The organism is Clostridium sp. LBM24168 (genome assembly GCF_052953915.1).
This window is the reverse complement of sequence record NZ_CP196861.1, coordinates 870,375-891,381: the sequence shown is the minus strand read 5'-3', so window position 1 is coordinate 891,381 and position 21,007 is coordinate 870,375. Positions and strand designations below refer to the sequence as shown.

The 21,007-nt window shown below is 30.4% G+C and carries 22 protein-coding genes; 5 read left to right on the top strand and 17 right to left on the bottom strand.

Annotation, left to right across the window (positions count from 1 at the left end; translation table 11 throughout):
* Window positions 1-5 precede the first annotated feature (5 nt).
* From ACSVC9_RS04315 to ACSVC9_RS04290, 6 genes are all read right to left on the bottom strand, one after another.
* A complete protein-coding gene (locus ACSVC9_RS04315; RefSeq protein ID WP_446899128.1) occupies window positions 6-455 on the bottom strand; it encodes a PadR family transcriptional regulator in 450 nt (149 codons plus the stop codon).
* A gap of 5 nt (window positions 456-460) precedes the next feature.
* Window positions 461-1,312, bottom strand: a complete 852-nt coding sequence (locus ACSVC9_RS04310; RefSeq protein WP_446899127.1) for a DegV family protein — start codon at window positions 1,310-1,312, stop codon at window positions 461-463.
* Between the two features lie 164 nt (window positions 1,313-1,476).
* A complete protein-coding gene (locus ACSVC9_RS04305) occupies window positions 1,477-2,256 on the bottom strand; it encodes a hypothetical protein (protein ID WP_446899126.1) in 780 nt (259 codons plus the stop codon).
* Window positions 2,256-2,951: an ABC transporter ATP-binding protein gene (locus ACSVC9_RS04300; RefSeq protein WP_446899125.1), complete on the bottom strand. Its 696-nt coding sequence runs from the start codon at window positions 2,949-2,951 to the stop codon at window positions 2,256-2,258. The genes ACSVC9_RS04305 and ACSVC9_RS04300 overlap by 1 nt, the downstream gene beginning before the upstream one ends.
* Window positions 2,952-3,338, bottom strand: coding sequence for a GntR family transcriptional regulator (locus ACSVC9_RS04295; RefSeq protein ID WP_446899124.1), 387 nt, complete (start codon window positions 3,336-3,338; stop codon window positions 2,952-2,954).
* A gap of 152 nt (window positions 3,339-3,490) precedes the next feature.
* Window positions 3,491-3,751, bottom strand: a complete 261-nt coding sequence (locus ACSVC9_RS04290) for a hypothetical protein (RefSeq protein WP_446899123.1) — start codon at window positions 3,749-3,751, stop codon at window positions 3,491-3,493.
* Window positions 3,752-4,058: 307 nt separating this feature from the next.
* Here ACSVC9_RS04290 and ACSVC9_RS04285 point away from each other — a divergent pair, with 307 nt between their 5' ends.
* Complete coding sequence (locus tag ACSVC9_RS04285) at window positions 4,059-5,078, top strand: AI-2E family transporter (RefSeq protein WP_446899122.1); 1,020 nt, start codon at window positions 4,059-4,061, stop codon at window positions 5,076-5,078.
* A gap of 61 nt (window positions 5,079-5,139) precedes the next feature.
* Here the strand turns inward: ACSVC9_RS04285 and ACSVC9_RS04280 are convergent, their stop codons facing one another.
* A complete protein-coding gene (locus tag ACSVC9_RS04280; protein ID WP_446899121.1) occupies window positions 5,140-5,391 on the bottom strand; it encodes a hypothetical protein in 252 nt (83 codons plus the stop codon).
* A 185-nt stretch (window positions 5,392-5,576) separates the two neighbouring features.
* Here ACSVC9_RS04280 and ACSVC9_RS04275 point away from each other — a divergent pair, with 185 nt between their 5' ends.
* Window positions 5,577-5,978, top strand: a complete 402-nt coding sequence (locus tag ACSVC9_RS04275; protein WP_446899120.1) for a hypothetical protein — start codon at window positions 5,577-5,579, stop codon at window positions 5,976-5,978.
* A gap of 60 nt (window positions 5,979-6,038) precedes the next feature.
* Here ACSVC9_RS04275 and ACSVC9_RS04270 read toward each other — a convergent pair whose 3' ends face one another.
* The 6 genes from ACSVC9_RS04270 to ACSVC9_RS04245 all read right to left on the bottom strand — a co-directional run bounded on the left by ACSVC9_RS04270 (window position 6,039) and on the right by ACSVC9_RS04245 (window position 13,864).
* The gene (locus ACSVC9_RS04270) at window positions 6,039-7,928 is read right to left on the bottom strand and encodes an LTA synthase family protein (protein WP_446899119.1); all 1,890 of its coding nucleotides are present in this window, start codon (window positions 7,926-7,928) and stop codon (window positions 6,039-6,041) included.
* A gap of 119 nt (window positions 7,929-8,047) precedes the next feature.
* On the bottom strand, window positions 8,048-9,598 hold the full coding sequence (locus ACSVC9_RS04265) for an ABC transporter permease/substrate-binding protein (protein ID WP_446899118.1): 1,551 nt from the start codon (window positions 9,596-9,598) through the stop codon (window positions 8,048-8,050).
* The gene (locus tag ACSVC9_RS04260; protein ID WP_446899117.1) at window positions 9,595-10,725 is read right to left on the bottom strand and encodes a betaine/proline/choline family ABC transporter ATP-binding protein; all 1,131 of its coding nucleotides are present in this window, start codon (window positions 10,723-10,725) and stop codon (window positions 9,595-9,597) included. The genes ACSVC9_RS04265 and ACSVC9_RS04260 overlap by 4 nt, the downstream gene beginning before the upstream one ends.
* Window positions 10,726-11,012: 287 nt before the next feature.
* Entirely contained in the window at window positions 11,013-12,545 is a 1,533-nt protein-coding gene (locus tag ACSVC9_RS04255; protein WP_446899116.1) for an ATP-binding protein, read from the bottom strand.
* Window positions 12,542-13,222 (bottom strand): response regulator transcription factor, encoded by a 681-nt coding sequence (locus ACSVC9_RS04250; protein WP_446899115.1) that lies wholly within the window; start codon window positions 13,220-13,222, stop codon window positions 12,542-12,544. Before ACSVC9_RS04250 ends, ACSVC9_RS04255 begins: the two co-directional genes overlap by 4 nt.
* A gap of 81 nt (window positions 13,223-13,303) precedes the next feature.
* Window positions 13,304-13,864 carry a DUF3867 domain-containing protein gene (locus tag ACSVC9_RS04245; RefSeq protein ID WP_446899114.1) on the bottom strand — a complete coding sequence of 187 codons (561 nt, stop codon included), beginning with the start codon at window positions 13,862-13,864 and terminating at the stop codon, window positions 13,304-13,306.
* Between the two features lie 125 nt (window positions 13,865-13,989).
* Between ACSVC9_RS04245 and ACSVC9_RS04240 the strand changes: the two genes are divergently transcribed.
* Complete coding sequence (locus ACSVC9_RS04240) at window positions 13,990-15,261, top strand: dihydroorotase (RefSeq protein ID WP_446899113.1); 1,272 nt, start codon at window positions 13,990-13,992, stop codon at window positions 15,259-15,261.
* A 100-nt stretch (window positions 15,262-15,361) separates the two neighbouring features.
* Here the strand turns inward: ACSVC9_RS04240 and ACSVC9_RS04235 are convergent, their stop codons facing one another.
* The 3 genes from ACSVC9_RS04235 to yaaA all read right to left on the bottom strand — a co-directional run bounded on the left by ACSVC9_RS04235 (window position 15,362) and on the right by yaaA (window position 18,999).
* Complete coding sequence (locus ACSVC9_RS04235; protein ID WP_446899112.1) at window positions 15,362-15,814, bottom strand: MBL fold metallo-hydrolase; 453 nt, start codon at window positions 15,812-15,814, stop codon at window positions 15,362-15,364.
* A 128-nt stretch (window positions 15,815-15,942) separates the two neighbouring features.
* Complete coding sequence (locus ACSVC9_RS04230; RefSeq protein ID WP_446899111.1) at window positions 15,943-18,120, bottom strand: methyl-accepting chemotaxis protein; 2,178 nt, start codon at window positions 18,118-18,120, stop codon at window positions 15,943-15,945.
* Between the two features lie 87 nt (window positions 18,121-18,207).
* Window positions 18,208-18,999 (bottom strand): peroxide stress protein YaaA, encoded by a 792-nt coding sequence (yaaA, locus tag ACSVC9_RS04225; RefSeq protein ID WP_446899110.1) that lies wholly within the window; start codon window positions 18,997-18,999, stop codon window positions 18,208-18,210.
* Window positions 19,000-19,146: 147 nt separating this feature from the next.
* On the opposite strand from yaaA, the gene ACSVC9_RS04220 reads away from it, so the two are divergent.
* Both ACSVC9_RS04220 and ACSVC9_RS04215 read left to right on the top strand, forming a co-directional pair.
* On the top strand, window positions 19,147-19,530 hold the full coding sequence (locus ACSVC9_RS04220) for a NusG domain II-containing protein (protein ID WP_446899109.1): 384 nt from the start codon (window positions 19,147-19,149) through the stop codon (window positions 19,528-19,530).
* Window positions 19,531-19,547: 17 nt separating this feature from the next.
* On the top strand, window positions 19,548-20,066 hold the full coding sequence (locus ACSVC9_RS04215; RefSeq protein ID WP_446899797.1) for a Gx transporter family protein: 519 nt from the start codon (window positions 19,548-19,550) through the stop codon (window positions 20,064-20,066).
* Between the two features lie 57 nt (window positions 20,067-20,123).
* Here ACSVC9_RS04215 and rnfB read toward each other — a convergent pair whose 3' ends face one another.
* A complete protein-coding gene (rnfB, locus tag ACSVC9_RS04210) occupies window positions 20,124-20,981 on the bottom strand; it encodes an RnfABCDGE type electron transport complex subunit B (RefSeq protein WP_446899108.1) in 858 nt (285 codons plus the stop codon).
* Window positions 20,982-21,007: the final 26 nt, after the last annotated feature.

Below are 21,007 nucleotides of genomic sequence, written 5' to 3'. Positions count from 1 at the left end.
GTTCCTTATTTATAGAGATCCTTATATACTATTTTAAATACATCAAATGCTTCCTCTATCTTGTTTTTCAACAGATTTTTTTTATGTTCAAGTTCCTTTTTGCCAGCATCTGTTAAAGAATACATCTTTTGAATTTTTCTATTTGAGTCATCCCATCTACCTTCCACCATCTTATTTTTTTCAAGTTTTTTTAAAAGTGGATAAATTCCACCTGTACTTGGAATCCATTTTCCTGTGGTTCTATTTCCAATTTTATGTGATATATCACTCCCACTGGAAGGTCCTAAACTTAAAATGTATAGAACATACAGTGGCAAAAGTCCTTTTGTAAATACTTGACCTACTGCTTCACGTTCCTTTTTTACTTTCTTCAGATCTTCAAGCTTTTTTTTGTATTCTCTATACAATATCTTCTCCTGATCTTTAGGATCTTCAGTAAATTTAGGTTTGGTCATAATGATCATTCTTCCTCAAGCAACAACATTCCAACAAGACCGGGCCCACTATGTACTCCTGACACCGGACTTATTGAACCACAAAATTTAGATGAAACTATATTTGGATGTATTTTAACTTTTTCAAACACAATCTTTGCATCTTCAAGTGCAAAACCATGTAAAATATATAGACTGCATTTTTTTATATCTAAAATTTTATATGCTATTTCTATTATTCTGTTTAAAGATTTTTTTCTTCCTCTCACTTTATCATATGTATAATACTTACCATCACTATTATCTACAGATATAATTGGCTTTATATTTAAAAGTTCACCTATAGTTCCAGCAACTTTTCCTATTCTTCCACCTTTCTTTAGATATTCTAAAGTTCCAACTATAAAAAATAAGTTGATTCTTCTCTTTATAGATGGAATATTTTTTACAATGCTATCAAAATTAATTCCTTTTTCTATTAATTTTGCACATTCCATAATTATAATTCCTTCACCAACAGATATGGACTTGGAATCAACTATATGAGTTTTTATTCTGGGATGGTTATCACTTACAATTTTTACTCCATTATAAAAACCAGTCAATCCACTGGATAGAGTTACAACTATTGCATGGGTATATCCCATCTTCTCAAGATAACTAAATGTACTTTCCATTTCATCAACAGGTGGTATAGATGATGTAGGGATTTCATTATGTAAATTTTCATAAACATATTCTGGAGTTATATCAACCTTATCTCTATATTCTCTGTCTTTATATATTATTCTATAATGCATCACATAGATATTATATTTTTCTATAATTTTCTCTGGTAAATCACTAGTTGAATCCGTTATTAAAGCTATTTTTTCCAAAATTATTCCTCCTAAGTATCACAAACAATTTTAATAATATAATCATTATATCATCTTTTCTCTATATATCAATAGTGATATATATCAGTATTGATATATAATTTTAAAACAAAAAGTGAGCTCAGTATCTCACTTTTTGATATTTCACCTATATTGTTATATATTTATAGATCGAGTTTGTCTTCCAGAAGATATGCCGTAACCCAAAATATTGCTATCACAAGTATTATACTCGATATTACAAGAGATACGTTAATATCAACAAAAGCATCCGGAACAACAAACGTATTTTCAACTCTTAAGGATAACATATTCAATCTAAATGTCTGTGGAAATATATGCATTAAAAAATCTTGCAGTTTTCCCTGAGCTGCAGCTAATAATATAAATATAATAAAGCTGCCAAACTTTCCAATTTTTTTATTTTTAATTGCAACTTTACTTAAAGTTATTGCCAGATAAACCGTTAAAAGAAAGCTTATATAAATTACAAATGAACCTACGATAGAAAATGTAATAAAATTAACACTTAGATTTTTTATGATTAAATCAAATATTCTTCTCACATCAAGAACAAATCCAGAAGTTACTTTTAATATATTAATCCACAACATTATAATAATAAACGAAACTACTATTACCGCAAATATCTGTATAATAGATGTTATAATCTTACTTCCAAGAATTGAGTAACCACTTTTGGGAACTGTAAAAAGGAGGTATCCAGTATCTTCGTATATGTCTCTGCTAAAAACTCTTATATTCCATATTACAGCTATAATACCTGCTGCAAAGCTTATTGCCATACTTAATCCAAGTATTGTATCTGGTCCCCAGTCATTTACTTTGATTGACAATGCCAAATTCAAGAGTACCATTGCACTTATCATTATGACAAAATCCTTGTAATAGCCCTTTACATCATATTTAACAAGTTTAAACATTATCTAAATACCTCCCTATATATTTCATCTATTGATTTACCATGCTCTGATCTAAGCTCTTCGGCAGCACCTGATAGTTTTATCTTTCCTTCTGATATAAAAGCTACATCATCAAATAATCTTTCTATGTCACTTACAAGATGGGTTGTTATTAGTATTGAGCTTTCCTTGTCATATATGTCCAATATGGCATCCAGTATTTTTTCTCTTGTAGTAGGATCCACACCTCCAAGAGGTTCATCTAATATATATAATTTTGCATTTCGAGAGAGGGACAAAGTCAAATACAATTTTTCACTCATTCCTTTTGAAAGCGTCTTTATTTTACTGTTCAAATCAAGCTCCATAAATTCGAGAAGCTTCAGGGCCTTCTCATAATCAAAGTCTTTATACATATCAGTAAAAAATTCAAAGGCATCTTTTATTTTCATCCACTTGAACAAATAATCCTTGTCAGGTAAATACGAAACTTCTGCCTTTGTAAGTGCTCCCGGTTTATTACCATCTATGAGTATTTCACCTGAACTCTGTTTTAATATTCCTGCGGCAATTTTAAGAAATGTTGTTTTCCCACTTCCATTAGGACCAAGAAGGCCTACTATTCTTCCTTTCTTTACCTCCATATCTATTCCATCTAGAGCTTTTTTATTGAAATACATCTTTTTTAAATTTAAACTTTTCAGTAGAGTAGTCATTTATCTATTCTCCTTTCCAGTATCTTCATTTCCTATCTTATTTTGAACTATTCTAATTATCTCCGGACCTGTGAATCCCAAATCTTTCATTCCATCTATAAATCCCTCTATTATATTTTCAGCCATCTCTTCTTTTAATCTTTTCACCATATCCATATCCTCCTTAACAAAATTCCCCATTCCCCTCTGAGTATAAATAATACCCAATCTTTCCAGCTCCTGATAAGCTCTTTGAATTGTATTTGGATTAACTTTAAACTTTTCAGCCATCTCTCTTATAGAGGAAAGCTTATCACCTGGCTTTATTTCATAAGATATTATACTTCTTTTAACTCTGTCCATTATTTGTCTGTATATAGGTATATTTTGATCAAATTCAATATTCATACTGCACCTCCATTTTAAATTGCAATATAGTGTATTACATACATAGTACACTATGTATGTATGTAAGTCAATAGTGCCATAAATAATATAAAAAAAGCTATCGACAACAAGCATCAACAGCATATCAAAACATACAGCAATATAATGGAATCTCATAATCCTTTTGGTATAAAAGCTATTCTGTAATTCATGGGTGAATTTTTAAAAAGCACTTTATTCCTGGTAACTTGCCTCACTTCTTCCATATTTTTTGCTGTGTATATAATACTTCCTCCCCTTTTATTTATAATTCCACTTCCTATTATATATTTACCCGAATTTATAGATATATTATTTACTTTAACATTATTTTTTTTTCTAATTTTACTGTGATCATTATAATTTATGTTCACAAAAAGATTGTACCCATTCATTCTACAAAACCTCCATATTAAATTTAACATATAAAGTTCTCTATAAATATATACTAACTTCTATAAAAATATTCCCTAAAATTAATTTGTTAATTCATTATAGCGAACATATGTTCTTATGTCAATGTTTTATTTATTTTTATTTTCTAAAATACATTAAATTTTCACTATAAGACATTTTTTATTTAATATCTATTGAAATTAGAAGCAATTAATCATTATAATATTTTGTAGAAATATAAAATATTATAAATGATTAAAAAATATTTTTACTTAAAATTTTTACTTAAAATAGAGAGGAGTTAACATGAACTTTCTTACAGATTTTTTTTCAAAAGAATCTACGAAAAGAGTATTACTATTCGTAGCTATAATATTGTTTTTTTACATCTTTCAGTCCCTAGTAAATTTATTTTTACTCACTTTTCTATTTTCCTATATAATGAACAGCCTCCAGATACTGATATTAAAAAAATTTAAAAATATAACTCCTGCTAAAGAAAATTTAGTTACATCATTACTGTATGCTGCATTATTTTCATCTATTATATTCATAATAGTAAAATACATACCTCAACTAATAAATCAGACAAAATCTCTTGTAAGCTACTTTTCTGAGCTTCAGTTTACTGATACACAAAATTCGGATATAGTTCAAAAATATTTAGCAGCAATACTAGGTCAAATAGATATCAAGAGTTACATAAAATCTGGGTTTAATGCATCTATCCAATTAGTTTCCGATATTGGGAAATGGAGTGTGGATATATTCATATCAATTATGTTAAGTATGTTTTTCCTTATAGAAAAGAGAACATTAATTAAGTTTACAAAGAAATTTGGAAACAGCAGAATATCCGGATTATATAAATATCTAATTTTTTTTGGAAGAAATTTTTTAAATTCTTTTGGTAAGGTCATCCAGGCACAAATAATAATAGCCTTTGTAAATACAATTTTATCTGTTATAATTCTATCTATATTGGGTTTTCCACAGCTTCTTACCCTCGGATTTATGATATTTGTACTTAGCCTTATACCTGTAGCAGGTGTTATAATATCATTGGTCCCACTATCTCTAATAGCTTTTAATATAGGAGGTTTGACCAAAGTTGTATATGTGCTTATTATGATAGCCGTAATTCACTGTATAGAAAGCTATATACTGAATCCAAAACTCATGTCATCTAAAGTAAAAATACCAATATTCTTTACTTTTGTAATATTAATAGTTTCAGAACATATACTTGGAGTATGGGGTCTTTTAATTGGAATACCCCTATTCATGTTTATACTAGATCTTTTAGATGTAAAAATACATGACTAGACCAAAATACCAGAGAAAACATACTAATCAATGCAGCTCTGGTATTTTTTATATATGGTATCTATTTAGAAACTTCGTCAAATTTTACATCTATAACTTTTCTATAGGAATTTTGCATATTTGGAGATTTTTTATAAGTACTTTTTCTATTTCTGGAAGTTCTTTTTTTAAAATAGTTTTTGCATTTAAAAACACCAAATAATATAAGAAGTGTTATTACAACAACAGGTAATAGCCTTATGAATACTGCTATTACAATTATAGCAAGTCCCAATTTCCACAATATAGATAAATTTTTACTCATAATTTTCATATACAAAACCTCTTCTCTGGTTACATAATATATAAAATAATATTTTAATATATTATAACACAAATACAGATAAAATAGTATAGAATAACTCATAAGCAAGTATTAATAATATGTTAATTTGTTTTGTAACCATTATATGTCTAATTACATAAGTTATATTGTAGTCAATTATATGGAGGATGAATATGAAATTTAAATCTCAAGAGAAAGAATCTAAAGACAGGGATCAAATTATGGACATAGAAAATGACTCCAATTACACGGGATATAATAATTCTAATTACATTGACCAGGATGATAACTATTATAATACCCCTATGCCATATGGAATGATGCCTTATGGAATAGTACCTGGTATGCCTGGGATGATATCCGGGATGATGCCTGCTGGACCGGCCCAATATTGTCCATTGGTAGATAACGGTGGAATATATAATGATTCTTATTGTGACAGTGACGAAGATAATGAATGTACTGATATGAATAATATGTCAAGATCCAGAAGAAGACATAGAAGAAGACGCCGCTACGATTACCCTTATTATTATCCTGGTGGATTTCCTTTCTGGCTCTGGTGGTTTCTATAAATTCACCTAAATAACTATCTAGAAAATAGATTGGACATCAATTGATGTCCAATCTATTTTCTATTTATCTTCATCCATAAAAGTTTTTAATAAATTGTGATTTAAAAAATCATCTGAGTACTGAAGTTCACTAGTATATTTATCTTTCTCCTTTTTTAATTCTGTAGTTTCATTAATAGGCTTTCCCGTAGCCAAATCATAATAAGTGTTTGTCCAAGATACATACAAATTTTTTCCGTCTATAAAGGATCCATTTCTAAATATAACTTTTCCACTGTTACTGTTAAGTATATCTTTCCCAAACATATATCTATTTTTAATATTAAATAGATTAGCCAAAGTAGGATACAAATCCATCTGGCATGTATAGTTATGATTGACAACACCAGTGTTGCTTCCATCAGGAAAATGCATTATAAGTGGGACTTTCTGATACATAAACCAGTTATAATCATTCGGACTGCTTACATTTTCGAATTTATACAACTGATCAATTTTATCCTTTGGTATAGCAAAATGATCTCCATATATTGCTAAAACTGAATTCTTGAGTGTTCCATCTTTTTCAAGATTATCTAAATACATTCCCAATTGAGCATCAGTGTAATGTATTGCCTTTAAATAGTCTCCAATAAAAGTACCATTATATTCCCCTACATCAAAATTACCATACTTATCTCCTGCATCATATGGAAAATGACTTGTAAGAGTTACTAAAAAAGAATAATAAGGGGTCTTTAATTTTTTCATCTTATCCAAAGACTGGTTTAAAAATGACTTATCACTAAGTCCAAGCCCTATCGTTTCATCTACATTATAACTGTGCTGTCCAAAAAAATCATCAAATCCCTCAGCCTTATACATTACATTTCTATTCCAGAATCCTTCAGTATTTCCATGAAAAGCAGCAGTATAATATCCCTTGCTTTTTAAAGCAACTGCCAAAGAATTATATGTATTGCCGCTATAAGTATAATAAGCCGCACCTGACTGTGCAGGATATAATGAATTGTTGGACATAAATTCGGCATCGGAAGTCGTTCCTCCTGCTACCTGATAGTAATAATTATCAAAGTACGTACTTTTTTTAATCCATCTATTTAAATTTGGTGTTATTTCCTGTCCATCAACTTTCTTATTAATTACAAATCCCTGAAGTGCCTCAACCTGTATTACTATAAGATTCTTTCCTTCATACTTTCCTTTCATAGTAACCTGTCCATTAATTTTATTATTGTTTTCAAAATAATTCTTTATTTCATTTTGTTTTTCTAGTGAAAGTTTTTTAGAATTTTTTATATTTGTACTTATAAAATTATAAGTATCCACTATATGAAAATCTATATTTCCTATCATTTTGGTCAGATAAATTCTATTGCTCATTGCAGTCAATAGAGTTGGCTGACTTTGAGAAACCCCATACAGCACCTGTACATTAACTCCTATTCCAATTGCAAATACAATTAAAAAACTCAGTATTCTTGTTGGAAAAGCAAGTGAATTTTGCTTTATCCTCTTATATATTCTTTCAAAAGGAATCAATATAAAAACATCCAATATATATAGTATATCTTTAAAATCAAATAAACTAGTTACACTATTTGATACTCCCACGAGAAGTTTGGCATTTCTCACTGCTGACAAGGTTGTTATATCCTTGAAATATCTATAGTACATAATATCAGCAATAAGTATAGAACTTATAACTATATTAGTAATATAAAGAAAACTAACTCTAGATTTTTCTTTAAACAACAAAGAAATACTTACTAAAACAGCTATAGAAGCTATTATAGGCAAAACAACAGCTATATACAAATAATCTGGAGAAATTGCCTTTGAATACTTAAATAGTTTAATAAAAACCAGAACACTAAATAATATAATATCTATATTGTTAAATAGAAAATTGAATATAAAATGAAATATTTTTTCACCTTTTGCCTTCATTATTTCTCCTCTTCCCCGCTTAACTATTTTTAACATTAATAACATAGATTTTACATTAAAAAAATGACACATTCATGGCAATTATATGAACTATTTGTTAACTATCTGTTATCAAAATTTTATTCTATTATTTTTTGTTCCCTTAAGAATTGATCTGCAACTGCTTCAGGTTTCTGTCCAAGACTGTCAACTTTGTAATTCAACTCCATCATAGTTTCATCATCTATTTTACCTGCAAGCTTATTTAAAATGCCTTTAAGTTCAGGATTCTTTTTAAGTACTTCACTTCTTATAGTAGGAACTGCATAATATGGTGGAAATGCACCTTTATCATCTTTTAAAATTTTCAGATCAAACTGTTTGAGCAACCCGTCCGTAGAAAAAGCATCAATTACATCTGATTCTTTTTGATTTAATGCAGTATACCTCAGTCCGCCATCTATACCTTTTACATCCTTGAAATTAATTCCATATACTCTTTCAACTGCCTTCAATGCATCCGGTCTTTCTCTGAAATCCATGGTACAGCTCAACCGCAAATCATTACTTATCTTTGCAAGATCAGACATTGTATTCAATCCATATTCACCTGAAGTATCCTTCGACACAGCCAGTGTATAGGTATTGTTGAATCCGATTGGTTCAAGCCACTCTATCCCGAAATTCTTCCTATAATAATCTTTAACTGTTCTGTATACCTTATCAGAATCCTGAACCAGGTCACGTTTCATTATACTCATAAGCGCAGTACCAGTATATTCCACACCTATATCCATATTTCCCGACTTCATTGCATTGAACATTACATTTGTCCCACCTAGATTAGGCTTATACTCTACTTTTATGTCACTGTTCTTTTCAATAAGTTCTCCAACCATATATACCATAATAGTCTGTTCTGTAAAATTTCTTCCTCCAACTACTACAGTATCCTTTGCATTTTTATAATAAAATACTGATCCCAGAACTATGATTATACAGATTGCAAAAGCTGCTATACTTTTATATTTCAACGAAGATTTTCTTTTTCTTCTCTTTTTTCTGGTTACTGACTTCTCAATTGTTCCAATTGAGAAGTCTATTATAAGTGCTAATATACAGGCTGGTATTGCCCCTGAAAGTATCATATTATTGTTCACACTTTGGACCCCGGTAAATACCATATAACCCAGGCCTCCTGCTCCTACAAAGGCTGCTATTGTCATAAGTCCTACCGCTGTAACAGCTGATATCCTTATACCTGCCATTATTACAGGAAGTGCAAGGGGCAGTTTCACGATTTTTAATATCTGCGGCTCCGTCATACCCATTCCTTCAGCCGCTTCTATAATGTTTGGATTTATACCTACCAGTCCGGTATATGTATTCTTTATAATCGGCAGCAGTGAATATAAAATCACCATTACAACCGCGGGCTTACTTCCTATACCTATAACTGGAATCAAGAATCCTAAAAGTGCCAGGCTGGGAATTGCCTGTATTATATTTGCTATGCCTATTATAATAGAAGATATTTTTTTGTTTTTTTCTATGAGTATTCCCAGAGGTACACCTATCAATACAGCTATAACAACCGCCAGCAATGTAAGCTCTATATGCTGGAAAAAAAGCTTTAATATTTCTTCCGACCTGTTTGCAACAAAATTGAAAAATTCCACTATCGAATTCATTGAATAACCTCCTCTGTATCTAGAAATTGAGTACTTAGAACTGTTATTAGACTGCTTCTAGTAATAAGCCCTGCCAATTTACCTTTATTATCCAAAACAGGTATATATCCTACTTTCTCATCATTTATCTCTTTAAGTACATCAACTATGCTGTCTTCTTCATCTACCGAAAATATATTTTTTTCCATTATATCTTTCAATTTCAGGGTCTTATCCATACCTCTTCTTATATCTTTAATGGTTGTTATACCAATTAGCTTCGAAGTCCTATCCACAATCATAAGTGCATCCACTTTATTTACCCTCATTATTTCTACCGCCTGAACTATGGTTCTTTCTGAATTGGTTACTACAGGATTAGTTATCATTATATCTCTTGCCTTTATAAATTCAGGCTTATTCCAAATTCTATTCTTACCTATGAATTCTTCTACAAAACCATGTGCTGGATTCTTCAATATTTCTTCCGGAATATCAAATTGAAGTATATTGCCATCCTTCATTATACATATTCTATCTCCAAGTTTTATTGCTTCATCCATATCATGGGTTACAAATACTATTGTCTTTTTCAATTCCTGCTGCAGATCAAACAATTCATCCTGAAGCTGGTTTTTAGTTATGGGATCAAGAGCACTGAATGGCTCGTCCATAAGAACTATATCCGAATCCATGGCAAAAGCTCTTGCCACTCCCACCCTTTGCTGCTGTCCACCACTTAATTCTTCAGGGTATCTATCTAAATATTCTTCAGGATTCATTCCAACCATATCCATTAGCTCAATTGTTCTACGCTCTATTCTATCTTCAGGCCATTTTTGCAGTCTCGGTATCAATGATATATTTTCTGATATAGTCATATGGGGGAAAAGTCCGGTCTGCTGAATTACATATCCAATATTTCTCCTAAGTTTTATGGTGTCCTCTTTTCTTATATTACTGCCATTGACAAAAATATCTCCAGAAGTTGGTTTTATAAGTTTGTTTATCATCTTCAATGTAGTTGTTTTCCCACATCCGCTGGGACCGATAAGTACTACCAGTTCACCCTTATGAATTTCCAGATTTATATTATTCAATACTGTTTTGCTTTTAAAAGACTTGCTAACATTCTTGAATTCTATCATAGAAATTTCTCCCTTCGACTAAATTTATTGAACAAATTATCAAATTATTTTATATATTTAATAATTTAACTAACTTAATGTTAACATAAAAATACATGACTTATCAAATGCGCAATCCATAAAAAGTAAATTTATAAAAAAACTATAAAAATTAGCAAAGCTATTGTTAATAAAATAACAATAGCTTTGCTGCACCATATAGTATAGATTAAGACATTATTTAAAAATTTTACCTTTTTATATAATTAAATAAAAGTTTACACTATATTAATATAAAGTTTATATTTTTATTTTTCTGAAATGTTACCTATAAAATAAAATTTTACTCCTCTCTCTGTATTTTTTACTCCATATTTATATTTATGAAGTGTTAATATATTTTTTACTATGGCAAGTCCAAGACCAGTACCTCCTAATTTTCTATTTCTAGACTTATCTATTCTATAAAAATTATCCCATACCTTACCAATCTGAACCTCCGGTATATGACTTCCTGAATTTTCCACAGATAAAATAAATTTATCGCTTGATTTTTCTATTGAAAGTATTATTTTTCCTCCACTATCAGTATATCTAATAGCATTTGTTAAAAAATTAGTAGCCACCTGTTCAATAGCATCCCAATCCGCATATATTTTTATGTCTTTTAATATTTTAGTTTCAAGCTGAATACCTTTGTTCTCTATAATCACCGAAAATCTATCTATAACTGAACTTATCAATTTGTCTATAAAAAATTTTTCTTTTGTCAACTTAAAAATTCCAGATTCCATATGTGAGAGATTTAACATATCATTCACAAGATCAGCCATTTTCCTACTTTCATCTATTATTATGTCAATATAGTAACCCCTTTTCTCTGATTCAAATACTCTATCTTTGAGCCCTTCTGCATATCCTCCTATAAGATTTATAGGTGTTTTTAATTCATGTGACACTGAATTTACAAAGTCCTTTCTTGTTTTCTCAAGTTTTCTCTCTTTCTCTATATCATTCTCCAATTTTTTATTTGCTTCTTTTAAAGATGTTAGTGCATTATCCAGATTATCTGATAAAAAATTGAGAGTATCAGCAAGATTTCCAATTTCATCCTCACTTTTTATATTACACTTTTCTGAGAAGTCCATAACCGCCATTTTTTTTGCAACACTATTCATTTTTACAAGGGGATTTGAAACCATATTTGTATATATCAAAGATAAAATAACAATAAGCACAATGGCTCCTATATAAAAATATATATAAAACTCCTTTATAACTGAAGAAGCTTCATTCACAGGCTGCAGTGAAATTATAGCAAATATTATTTCCCCTTTTTTGTTATCAGGAACTGCACTTAATATATTTTTAATACCATTAATCCTCATTTCTGTAACAACTGTAATAGGTTTATTTTCTGCTTTCATTTCGTCCAATAAATTCGAATTCATACTCCATTGGGTTACGATATCATTTATAATTTTAACTTTCATTTCATCATAGCCTCTAGTATATGGACTTGTTAAAAATTTCATCTTTTTATTTTTATCTATTATTACAACCTTGGAATTATTGTCTTCTTCAAAACTTCTTATAAGATTAGTTACAACTTCTTCATCTTTAGTTCTATTGTAACTAGTCTCAAATTTTTCCAATCTGTTTTGTAGATATCTTTTTTTATGCGATATATAGAATTTGTCAAAAAATAATGACTGAAAAACAAGTGTACTGGTTATAAATATAGTAAATACCAGTGTAGTTATTATAAATAACTTAAATGTTATATTTTTTTTTATCTCTACAATAAATCTACTTCTAGATAATATACTCTTTAATTTCATTTTTTTGCTCCAAATTTATACCCGACTCCTCTTACAGTATTTATCAAATAAGCCCTGTCACCAAGCTTTTCTCTAAGCCGTTTTACATGGGTATCAACAGTTCTTAAATCGCCATAATAGTCCATTCCCCATACAGAGTCCAATATCTTTTCTCTAGTTAAAACTATATCCCTATTTTTAATTATGTAACATAAAAGTTCAAATTCCTTAGGCGAAAGATATATATCCTTTCCATCTATTTTCACTTCATGTGCTTCTTCGTTTATGCTAAGTCCATCAAAGCTGTCATCGTTCTTTTCTTGATCCACCGTTGAATAGGCTCTCTTCAAAAGTGCTTTTATTTTTGCTACCAATATATTTGGACTCACAGGCTTAGTTACATAACTGTCGGTTCCAAGTTGAAATCCAAGAAGTTGATCTTCATCTTCTGACCTTGCAGTTAGCATTATTATTGGTACATTTGAAGTTTCTCTAAGTTTTCTGCACACCGTCCATCCATCCATAAGCGGCATCATTATATCCAAAACTACAAGATCTACTTTGCTTTTCTTAAATTTTTCCAGTGCCTCCTGTCCATTTTGCGCTAATATAACTTTAAAGCCTTCCTTTTTTAAATAAGCATCCATAAGAACTCTCATTCTATCCTCATCATCTACCATTAAAATAGTTCTATTCATATCATTATTCCCCTTGTAATCAAAAATATATTTAATAAAAAATACCACGTACATGTCATTTACGTGGCTATAATAGTTGGCCTAATATTCAAATACTTTTGTATTTTCACAAATTGATATCTTTAGCTTTTTATCCTTTATTACTTTCTTGTAAGAGCACAAAAACTCATTTAAATCCATATCATTTAAATCTATTTTTTCTGAACTCCTTAGCAGTATCTTTTCCTCATTTATGTATATTTTTACATTATTTATATTATACGTTGTAATCAATGAAGTTCCAATTTTATCCTTATACTTTTCTTGAAAGCTCAAAGTCTTTCTTACAGTTTCATAATCAGTATTTTTATTCATTGAAGGTATATTAAAACCCATGCTCTTCATCTGTTTTTCCATATCTTCCATATCAATACCGTATCTTTTCATGAGTTCTTTCTGTATATTAAACATCTTTTCTTGAGATATATTGTTATCTTCCATATATTTTTGAAGACTTTTTGAAAAATCAATCATGGTAATTTTACCTTGAGCCATATCATAGCAAAGTCCATACACATAATCTTCTATTTTTTCCACATCTTTTTCTCGTGCTTTATTCTTTAATTCATTAAAACTCACAATTTTATCATCGTTATCATCCATGAAAAAATCCTCCTAAAAATTATATAACTAGTATCCAATGGGATAATACCCTTTTTTATATTTTATCAAAATTCATTAAAATATGCTATACTTATAAATAAACTTGATATTGGAGGAAATCTATCATGATACTTATAAAAAACGGTTGCCTCATCGACCCTTCAAGCAACACAGAAGAAAAACTTGATATACTCATAGATGATGGTAAGGTATCAAGAATTGATAAAAATATAGTTAATTTACCGGAAATGGAGCTAATTGATGCTTCAAATTGTATCGTTGCACCAGGTTTTATTGACATACACAGTCATTTCCGCGATCCGGGCTATACATATAAGGAAGATATATTCACAGGTGCTGAAGCTGCAGCTGCAGGTGGCTACACAACCGTTGTGTGCATGGCAAATACAAAACCTGTAGTTGACAATTTATGTACTTTAAAGTATATACTTGATAGGGCAAAATCAGCAAAAATAGAAATACTACAGGTAGCTTCAATTACAAAGAACATGGATGGTAATGAACTTGTAGACATGTACTCCCTTAAAAAAGCCGGAGCTGTTGGATTCTCCGATGATGGTAAGCCAATAACGAATCCTAAATTGGTACTGAAAGCTATGGAAATGGCAAAAAAGTTAGATGTTCCTTTAAGTTTTCATGAGGAAGATCCAAATCTCATAGGACAAAACGGAATAAATGCAGGAAATATATCGGAAAAACTTGGTCTAAAAGGTTCTTCACAGGAAGCAGAAAACATTCTCGTTGCCAGAGATGCATGTCTTGCTTTATCTACAGGAGCAAAAATAAATATACAGCATATAAGTTCGTCTATTTCAGTAGAACTTATAAAATGGGCAAAAAAAATGGGAGCCAATATAACAGCAGAAGCCACTCCGCATCACTTCAGCATGACTGAAAATATAATTCTTGAAAAAGGAACAAATGCCAAGATAAATCCACCACTTAGGACAGAAAAGGATAGATTATCCATAATAGACGCATTAAGTGATAATACAATTGAAATAATAGCAACAGACCATGCACCACATTCACTTAAAGAAAAAAATAAAGAATTTTCTAAAGCTCCAAGTGGAATAATAGGTTTAGAAACCTCTCTTCCTCTATGTATAATGAATTTAATAAAACCCGGTTTTCTCACGTATATGGATATGATTGCAAAGCTAACAGCCAACCCTGCAAGATTATATGGACTTGACAGGGGTTATATAAAAATTGGTCGCAATGCAGATATTGTTATATTTGATCCCACAGAAGAATATACATTAAACACATTTTTTTCCAGGTCCAGTAACTCTCCTTTTATAGGATCATCACTCACAGGAAAAATCAAATTTACAATACATAGAGGCCAAATAGTATATGAATCCTCTGATTGATCATAAACTTGAAACTAAGAATGCCATAACAAATTACTATTATTTTACTACACATTTTAATAAAATATAAGCCGGACTTGAGTCCGGCTTTCTCATTATACTATATAAACAATATGCTGTCATTTACCATATATGACATCGATCCTGACGGATGATCTGGGATTACAAAGGATCTAACCTTTATTTTTCCTATATTGACTATTTCCCCATCTTCAAGTTTCTTATAATCCGATTTTATTTTATTGTTCAAGTATGATATCAATTTTTGCGATCTTTTAGATGAAGTATCTTGAGAAAAATATATATTAGCATTTTTGAATACTTTGATTCCTCCCGTACGACTGAAATCAGGATAGGTCAAAAATATACCTGAAATCATGCACGGATCTATATTTATCTTTTTTAATTCCCTGTTTATAATTGCTGGCATAAATCCCGTGTCGAAACACACTGCCGTATTATTATCAGAATATATAAAAAAATTTGAAATCATTGTTTTAACAACAAAGACATTTCCTGTTATTCTCTGTGTTTTACTCAACCTAAATAACATAATTAATACCTCTATATATTTTATTTTCTCAATAAAAACAAAGTTGTATTCTTAATGTATAATCTCCATATTTCAGCTAAATTATACATTAAAAAAAGCAAATTTCTCCTGAAGATATAATAATTTTCCTAAACAACCTTAAACGCTCCAACCATCTCCTGAAGATTATTAGACGAATATTCTAGATTATCCGTTATCTGTTTTAATATTGCTGTTCTATCCGATATTTCTTCAAGCAAATCAAGACATTCTGCACTGCTACTAGCTCCTCTGGTTGTTGTCTTATTTATCTCATCGGCTGCTTCATTTATACTAATAACCATGCTATTCACATCCTGACTTTCTCCATTTGTTATTTTGAGTATGTTTCCCATATTGTCACTTATATCTTCTATATTATCTACAATATATTTAAAAGTACTTATATTATCCTTTACATTGCCAGTTGACTCATGAACTTCAGTATCTATTTCATTTATTTCTTCAAAAGTATTTTTGATTTCACTTTGAATATTCGAAACAATAGCTCCTATTGATTGAGTTGCTTCTTCTGTTTCCACTGATAATTTTGATATTTCCTCTGCAACTACTCCAAAACCCTTGCCATATTCCCCTGCTCTAGCAGCCTCTATAGTCGCATTTAATGCAAGAAGCTGAGTTTGTTTGCTTATATTGCTTATAGTTGTAACTGCCTTTGTTATTGAATCAGAATGCTGCTGAAGTACCGTTATTCTATCCAGTGTTATTTTCATTGTCTTTTCAAGTTCATTTATCGAGTTAAGCACCTTATTCGAGGATTCATTTGCATCAAGTGCACGTCCATTTGTGTCTACTACCTTATCTGTAACTTCATTTATAAGTCCTCCCATTTCCTGTATAGATCGGGATAGATTGTTAAAATGTTCCTTTGTGCCTTGAAATACATCATTTTGGTTTTTTGAAACATCTACCAGTGCTCTAACTATATTGGCTACTGTCTTCATACCATCCTTTATGCTATTGGTCAAATTTGAAACTACCTCAACTGATGACTTAGATATTTTTGAAGAAGTATCAACTCTCTTTATCATTGACATTTGATTGTTGATAAATTTATTAAACCATCTTGACAATTCACCTATTTCGTCATAAGACAGTTTGTCTACTCTCATTGTCAGATCTCCCTCTCCTTCGGCCAGAATATGAAGCATATTTACAGTTTTATTCAAAGGTCGCACAATGATTTTCTTACATACAACATAGCCTATTATCGTTATTAAAAACCAAGCTGCAAATAAACTTATAAACCTGAAATTAGGATTCAAAGAATATATAATGGAGTTTATTATTGTAACCAATGCTGTAACAACAGATATTATAAATGGTACTTTAAGACTTATACTGCCAAAATTATATATTTCAGATATGTCTCCCTCACACATCATACCCCACGTCTCATCACTATAAGGAGGTTTTATAAGTGTTCCTTTCCCTCCAACCATTATATGTCTATAATCTGGATATCCAGGCCAGCAGTCAAGGTTACTGCCATTTTTTATTGTATTTTTTACACCCTGATGCAAATCTGCAGTTTCAGGATCTGTAAACCTTATTTCGAATTCCGTATGTTTTTTAATTTTTACAACTCCCCACTTTGAAGTTTTTACCCCATCTTTAAGATTGTCCCCCTTAGTGAAAGTATTATCTTCAAATCTACTCCTCGAAATAGCCGTTCCTGGAAGTATATCTCTATTAGTATTTACCATAAAAAGATAATTATCACCGGAATCTTTGTATACATGAGTATCTTCATCCTGAATTACATTGCTCATGTCATCATTGAGCACCCTTCCTAAAAGTATTCTTTTACCTCCGGAACAATTTATATATGGTATGGAAAACATCAATGTGACTTCATCTGCAAATTTTTTACTGGATAGATCGATATCCATAGTTTTTGAATCTTCATAGGGGCCATACATCAGTTTTTCATTTTTCATGCCATTTTTATAACCTGGAAGATTACTCATATTAAGTCCCATATGCTTTCTGCAGGTAGATTCCAATACATTTCCTCTGTCATCCAATATAAAAAGTTCACAAAAATCTTCATACTGTTTGAGCCTTTCATCCAATTCTTCCTGAAGTTTATCCTCATTCTCATCAAAATTCTTTAAAACATTACTCGTAGTTTCCAGCTGCATCCATCTGTCCCTGAACCAGTTATCCAAAGCTTTTTTCCTGCCCCTGGATATTCCTTCAAATACCTGCTCAGATTGATCCTTAATTTTTCTGTTAAGCATGTGCATAAATTTTAACTTAACCATAATTTTGCCCCCTATCATGAATATAGTTATAATTATAGCACGCAAATTATAATTATTACATATTTTTAGCATTATGGTCACATTTTTTCATAAAAGCTCAGAATTAGATTTATATCTGTTTTTTAGGAACACTAGATTGTCATCGGAAGACAATGAATTGCTATATTTATATCCCATATCAAATTTTTTTATGTCTTCTATCTTGTCAACAAAATGTTGAGTCATGTACCTTACCATCAAGCCTCTTGCCCTTTTGGCATTAAAAGGTACTACCTTATATTTACCATTTCTATACTCCTTAAAAACTATATTGATAATTTTCCCTTTAAAATTTTTCATATCTATTACATCATAATATTCTCTAGATGCTAAATTAATCATTAAATTATCTGCATTATTTTTTACTTCCATATTAAAATATGCTGTTATCTTATTTCTCCAGAATTCATACAAATTATACTCCTTTGTATTTCCTAATTTGATGCTCATTTCCAATCTATATTCCTGTATAATATCAAGAGGCTTCAGAATTCCATAAAGTCCCGATATAATTCGCAAATGTTTCTGCATAAAATTCAGCTCATCTTCATTCAATTTTTCTGAATTAATATTTTTATATACATCACCGTCATAATATGAAATGGCCTGTTTTGAATTATATACGTCATGCTTTTTTTCCCATTTATGATATCTCAATACATTCACTTCAGATAATTTGTTACTTACTTTCATCAAATGGACTATATCAGGAGGTGCATATTTTTTTAATTCATTTATTAGTTTTTCCGCTTCATTTATAAATACTGGCTGTGTATAATACTGTACTGCAATTTTTTTATTAGCCTTCATACTTTTTGCCGAAGAAATTATCCATATCATTATATTCTCTCCTCTCTGAATTATGATGTCTTAATATTATAATTATAACCTATTATATTAGCATCAGTCATTGTAACTGTATTCATAATGTAGTAAAATCTTAATAGTACGTTATAATAATATATATAAATCAAATAGGAGAACTACATGAAAAAAGGAGATAAAATTGCACTAGCAATTATAATTTTAGTAGTTATACTTAGTATTGCTGGAGTTTTTGCATACAAAAATTATATATCGGGTTCAAAGAAGATAGCAATTATAAAACAGGATGGTAAAGTAATAAAAAATATTGATTTAAACAAAGTCAGTGGTACAGAACAGTTTATCATAAAATATAAGGGCTCTCATTTCAATAAAATCAAAATGCAGAAAGGCAAAATTTCAATTGAAGATGCAGATTGCCCTGATAAAATATGTATAAAAACAGGCTGGATATCAGAACCCGGCCAAAGTATAGTATGCCTTCCACACAAACTCATAATAGAAATAGAGGGCAAAAATTCTGACTATGACAATATTACGAGATGATTGGATATGGTATTATAATGAATAATAATACAAAAAAAATGGTATTTTTAAGCTTCATGGTAAGTATAGCTCTTGTTATATACATATTAGAGGCTCAAATTCCCGTTATATTCCCTGGAATAAAACTTGGACTTGCAAATATGGTTTCCCTTACTGCCTTGGTACTTCTTGGTTGGAAAGAAGCTTTGACCATTATGCTGCTGAGAACACTTCTTGGTTCTATATTTGGCGGAAGCATGTCAGCTTTTATTTTTAGCATATGCGGTGGAATATTGAGCAACCTAGTAATGATACTATTGTACAGATTTTTAAAGAATTCAATAAGTCTATGGACTATAAGCATATGCGGTGCAATATTTCACAATATAGGTCAATTATTCGCAGCTTCACTTATAATAAATGACTTTAGAATATATGTATATCTCCCTGTACTTTTAATATCAGCTATTATAACAGGTTATTTCATAGGATTGTGTACTAAATTTCTAATTTCACACTTAAAAAATATCCCTATGTTCAAGGATTTAATACAATAATTAAAGATTACTCCTTAATTATTTTGGAGTAATCTTTAATTATTAGCTTAATATAGATTAATTAGCCGCTGCTTCCTGTTTACTCTTCTCATGTTCATTTAAATCCTTAAGTATATACTTGATTGCACCAGTTGGACATTTTGTCAAACATTTTTCTTCTGAACATTCATTTATACAAATATGAGTATCAACTACAGCCAGGTTGTCCACAACTTTGATTGCATTGTGATCGCAGTTTCTCGCACACATGCCACATCCTAGACACCCAACTTTACAATTTTTACGTACTTTAGCACCCTTATCCTTAGAATTACACTCTATTTCAACTTTTGCTCCTAGAGGTATAAGAGAAATTACTTTTTTAGGGCATACACTTTCACATTTTCCGCAGCCTACACACATGTCTGTATCAACTAAAGGTAAACCATTTGGTCCCATCATCATCGCACCGAATGGGCAATTTTTAACACAGGTACCAAAACCTATACATCCATATTCACAAGATTTTGGACCTCCCTGAAGAAGATTTGCTGCAGCACAGTCCTTCACTCCAACATAATCATATTTTCTTGTAGCATTTTGAAAATTTCCTTTGCACATAATATGTGCAACCTTAGGTTCAATAGCCTCTGCTGATTTTCCCGTCAATTTGGCAACAGCTTCTGCTACAGCAGCTTTTCCAGGAACACATAGATTAGGAGGAACATCTTTATCCAAAACTACTGCCTCTGCATAAGCACGACATCCAGCATATCCACATCCTCCACACTGACCTTTAGGAAGTTCTTCCTCAACTAAATCTATAAGAGGATTTGACTCAATGGCAAATCTTTTGTTTGCATATCCAAGTATAACTCCAAATATTATACCGGTAGCTGTCATTACAACGAGAACCATAATTGCTATACTTAACATTTAAAAATCTCCTTTCTATAGTCTAT

Coding starts and splice junctions, on each gene's coding strand:
- ACSVC9_RS04300 (WP_446899125.1), bottom strand. CDS start 2,951: ATGACTACTCTACTGAAAAGTTTAAATTTAAAAAAGATGTATTTCAAT.
- ACSVC9_RS04255 (WP_446899116.1), bottom strand. CDS start 12,545: ATGAAATTAAAGAGTATATTATCTAGAAGTAGATTTATTGTAGAGATA.
- ACSVC9_RS04315 (WP_446899128.1), bottom strand. CDS start 455: ATGACCAAACCTAAATTTACTGAAGATCCTAAAGATCAGGAGAAGATA.
- ACSVC9_RS04215 (WP_446899797.1), top strand. CDS start 19,548: ATGAATAATAATACAAAAAAAATGGTATTTTTAAGCTTCATGGTAAGT.
- yaaA (WP_446899110.1), bottom strand. CDS start 18,999: ATGATATGGATAATTTCTTCGGCAAAAAGTATGAAGGCTAATAAAAAA.
- ACSVC9_RS04260 (WP_446899117.1), bottom strand. CDS start 10,725: ATGATAGAATTCAAGAATGTTAGCAAGTCTTTTAAAAGCAAAACAGTA.
- ACSVC9_RS04295 (WP_446899124.1), bottom strand. CDS start 3,338: ATGAATATTGAATTTGATCAAAATATACCTATATACAGACAAATAATG.
- ACSVC9_RS04290 (WP_446899123.1), bottom strand. CDS start 3,751: ATGAATGGGTACAATCTTTTTGTGAACATAAATTATAATGATCACAGT.
- ACSVC9_RS04250 (WP_446899115.1), bottom strand. CDS start 13,222: ATGAATAGAACTATTTTAATGGTAGATGATGAGGATAGAATGAGAGTT.
- ACSVC9_RS04280 (WP_446899121.1), bottom strand. CDS start 5,391: ATGAAAATTATGAGTAAAAATTTATCTATATTGTGGAAATTGGGACTT.
- ACSVC9_RS04220 (WP_446899109.1), top strand. CDS start 19,147: ATGAAAAAAGGAGATAAAATTGCACTAGCAATTATAATTTTAGTAGTT.
- ACSVC9_RS04240 (WP_446899113.1), top strand. CDS start 13,990: ATGATACTTATAAAAAACGGTTGCCTCATCGACCCTTCAAGCAACACA.
- ACSVC9_RS04270 (WP_446899119.1), bottom strand. CDS start 7,928: ATGAAGGCAAAAGGTGAAAAAATATTTCATTTTATATTCAATTTTCTA.
- ACSVC9_RS04275 (WP_446899120.1), top strand. CDS start 5,577: ATGAAATTTAAATCTCAAGAGAAAGAATCTAAAGACAGGGATCAAATT.
- ACSVC9_RS04235 (WP_446899112.1), bottom strand. CDS start 15,814: ATGTTATTTAGGTTGAGTAAAACACAGAGAATAACAGGAAATGTCTTT.
- ACSVC9_RS04305 (WP_446899126.1), bottom strand. CDS start 2,256: ATGTTTAAACTTGTTAAATATGATGTAAAGGGCTATTACAAGGATTTT.
- ACSVC9_RS04230 (WP_446899111.1), bottom strand. CDS start 18,120: ATGGTTAAGTTAAAATTTATGCACATGCTTAACAGAAAAATTAAGGAT.
- ACSVC9_RS04245 (WP_446899114.1), bottom strand. CDS start 13,864: ATGGATGATAACGATGATAAAATTGTGAGTTTTAATGAATTAAAGAAT.
- ACSVC9_RS04285 (WP_446899122.1), top strand. CDS start 4,059: ATGAACTTTCTTACAGATTTTTTTTCAAAAGAATCTACGAAAAGAGTA.
- rnfB (WP_446899108.1), bottom strand. CDS start 20,981: ATGTTAAGTATAGCAATTATGGTTCTCGTTGTAATGACAGCTACCGGT.
- ACSVC9_RS04265 (WP_446899118.1), bottom strand. CDS start 9,598: ATGAATTCGATAGTGGAATTTTTCAATTTTGTTGCAAACAGGTCGGAA.